The 2,901-nt window shown below is 71.4% G+C and carries 3 protein-coding genes; 2 read left to right on the plus strand and 1 reads right to left on the minus strand.

Annotated features, from left to right (window positions below; translation table 11 throughout):
- Positions 1 to 800 (plus strand): LCP family protein (locus AOK11_RS34525; RefSeq protein ID WP_167353868.1); only part of this gene is annotated, 800 nt, incomplete at its 5' end.
- A gap of 121 nt (positions 801 to 921) precedes the next feature.
- Here AOK11_RS34525 and AOK11_RS34530 read toward each other — a convergent pair.
- A complete protein-coding gene (locus AOK11_RS34530) occupies positions 922 to 1,479 on the minus strand; it encodes an acyl-CoA thioesterase (protein WP_055597606.1) in 558 nt (185 codons plus the stop codon).
- A gap of 117 nt (positions 1,480 to 1,596) precedes the next feature.
- Here AOK11_RS34530 and AOK11_RS34535 point away from each other — a divergent pair, with 117 nt between their 5' ends.
- Complete coding sequence (locus AOK11_RS34535) at positions 1,597 to 2,871, plus strand: LCP family protein (RefSeq protein ID WP_079035266.1); 1,275 nt, start codon at positions 1,597 to 1,599, stop codon at positions 2,869 to 2,871.
- Positions 2,872 to 2,901: the final 30 nt, after the last annotated feature.

Consider the following 2,901-nt stretch of genomic DNA (forward strand, 5'->3'; position numbering starts at 1 on the left):
TGCCGGCCGGCCGGCACACCCTGGGGGGCGGCGAGGCCCTGCAGTACGTGCGCGCCCGGTACGTCGACGCCGCCGCCGACCTCGGCCGGATGAAACGGCAACAGCACTTCATGGCCGCCCTGCTGGACCGGGCCACGTCCTCCGGGATCGTGCTGAACCCGATGAAGTTCCGGGACGTGACCCGTGCCGTGCTCGGCTCGGTCCGCGCCGACAAGGACTTCGGCACCGGCGAACTGCTCGGCCTGGGGCGGGCGCTGCGCAACTTCTCGCCCGCCTCGTCCGAGTTCACCACCGTGCCGCTCGACAAGCAGGGGCACACGGTCAAGGGCATCGGGTCGACGCTGAAGTGGGACCCCGAGAAGTCCGAGAACATCTTCGCGGCGCTGCGCGAGGACAAGCCGCTCTCCACGCGCCCGTCACCCGACGCGGCCCGGCGCGTGCCGGTGGACCCCCGGCAGATCCGCGTCCAGGTCGAGAACGGCACGGAGACGGAGGGCCTCGGCCGCCGGGTGGACGCGGCCCTCGCGGCCACCGGTTTCCACACCACCCACGTTCCGGTCAACGCGGCGGACCGCTCCGTGCGGCGGACCGTCGTCGCCTACGACCCCCGCTGGGACCGCTCCGCGAAGTCCCTCGCCGCCGCCCTGCCGGGCAGCGAGCTGCGTGCGGTCAAGGGCCAGGGCGCCACGCTGAGGGTGATCGCCGGCACCGACTTCGAGAAGGTCCGCAAGGTCCGGGCCGAGGACCCCGGGAAGGGCGAGTTCGGGGTGGTGCGGGGCGACGAGGTGGGCTGCTCGTAGGGGCTGGCGCCTGGCGCCCGACGGCGTTCGGATCGTGCCGGGCTCACGGGTCCGGCCCGATCCGGAGAGGACCCCGGCCCCGGGCCGCAAGGGCTGCCGGGGCCGCGAGGGCGCCGGGTGGTCAGTCCTCGATCCCGTCCGCCGCCCGCTTCTCGCGCAGCTCCACGATCGCCCGGCGGCGGGCCAGGCGGTGGGTGCGGCGGATCTGGGCCTCCTGGTTGCGGCGCCGGTCCCGCTCGGTCTCCGATATCACCGGCGGCACGCGGCGCGGCCTGCCGTCCGCGTCGACGGCCGCGAAGACGAGATACGCCGAGCCGACCTGGGTGGCCGGGGCGGACTCGTTCCACCGCTCGGCCAGGACGCGCACACCGACCTCCATGGACGTCCGGCCGGTCCAGTTGACCTGTGCCTTGACGTGGACCAGGTCGCCGACACGGACCGGTTCGAGGAAGGCCATCTCGTCCATCGACGCGGTGACGGCGGGACCGCCGGAGTGCCGGCCGGCGACCGCGCCCGCCGCGTCGTCGACGAGTTTCATGATCACGCCACCGTGCACCGTGCCCAGGAGGTTGGTGTCGTTGTGGGTCATGATGTGGCTGAGGGTCGTCCGCGACGCCGAGACGGGCTTGCCCGGAATGTCGGGACTCTCCGCGAGTGGGGCCGGAGCCTGATCTGTCATGGCCTCCACCTTATGCCGAGGCGGCAGCCGGGAATTTTGTGTCAGCTTCGCAACAGCGCTGCTCCTATTTCCCGAGGACTGGTACGGCGCACGGCCCGGACCTGCACACTGTTGCGCATGACTGAATGGCCCGAGGCACGGCCCAACGACAACCGCGGCCCCCGCTACGGACACGGGAGCGCGAGCGCACAGCCCGAGAGCGCCCGCGTCATGCGCCAGGTCCGCCGCGGCCCGGTGGCCCCGCCCGGCCAGGGAGCCTACGGCGGCTCGGTGCCGCAGCAGCCGTCCTACGTGGACGGCAGCGGGCACGGCGGCGGCTACGACGACTACAACACGGGCCAGGTCTACGGCTCCCCGGGCGGCGGCGGTCCCGGCGGTCCGGGCGGCGACGGCCGCTACGCACAGCGTCCCGCGCCGGACTGGCGCCGCCGGATCAAGGTGACGTCGATCACGGTCGCGGCCGTGCTGATCGTGACGACCGTGGGCACCTACTTCTGGGCCGACTCGAAGCTCAACCGCGAGGTCGACCTGTCGATCGTGCTCGACCGGCCGGAGGCGGGCGAGGGCACGAACTACCTGATCGTCGGCTCCGACAGCCGGGCCGGGCTGACCGACGAGCAGAAGAAGAAGCTGCGCACCGGGTCGGCCGAGGGCAAGCGCACGGACTCCATGATGATCCTGCACACCGGCAGCAACGGCCCCACCCTGATCTCGCTGCCCCGCGACTCGAACGTGGAGATACCCACCTTCAAGGGCTCCGAGTCCGGCAAGACGTTCCAGGGCACGGGCCGGCAGGTGAAGCTGAACGCCGCCTACGCCGAGGACGGGCCCGAACTCCTGGTCCGTACGGTCGAGTTCAACACCGGCCTGCACATCGACCACTACGTGGAGATCGGCTTCGCCGGCTTCGCGAACATCGTGGACGCGGTCGGCGGCGTGGAGATGGACATCCCGCAGGACATCAAGGACACCAAGTCCGGGGCCGACTTCAAGAAGGGCAAGCAGACGCTGAACGGCGAGGAGGCCCTCGCCTTCGTCCGCACCCGGTACGCGCTGGCCGGTTCCGACCTGGACCGTACGAAGAACCAGCAGAAGTTCCTCTCCGCCCTCGCGAGCCAGGTGGCGACGCCGGGCACGGTCCTGAACCCGTTCAAGCTGTACCCGACCATGGGCGCGGGGCTGGACTCGCTGATCGTCGACGAGGAGATGGGCCTGTTCGACCTGGCCGGCATGTTCTGGGCGATGAAGGGCGTCAGCGGCGGTGACGGCACCTCCCTGAACATGCCCCTCGCGGGTTCCTCGGGCGGCAACCTGCTCTGGGACAAGGCGAAGGTCAAGCAGCTGGTGAACCAGCTGAACAACGACGAGAAGGTCACCGTCAAGGGCGACTGAGCCCCACGGCGCCGGCGGCGGACGGGCGGG

Source organism: Streptomyces hirsutus, from assembly GCF_001418415.1.
Taxonomy (GTDB): domain Bacteria; phylum Actinomycetota; class Actinomycetes; order Streptomycetales; family Streptomycetaceae; genus Streptomyces; species Streptomyces hirsutus.

Bases quoted from the DNA above. Each gene is read 5' to 3' on its own strand.
- AOK11_RS34530 (WP_055597606.1), bottom strand. From the start codon at position 1,479: ATGACAGATCAGGCTCCGGCCCCACTCGCGGAGAGTCCCGACATTCCG.
- AOK11_RS34535 (WP_079035266.1), top strand. From the start codon at position 1,597: ATGACTGAATGGCCCGAGGCACGGCCCAACGACAACCGCGGCCCCCGC.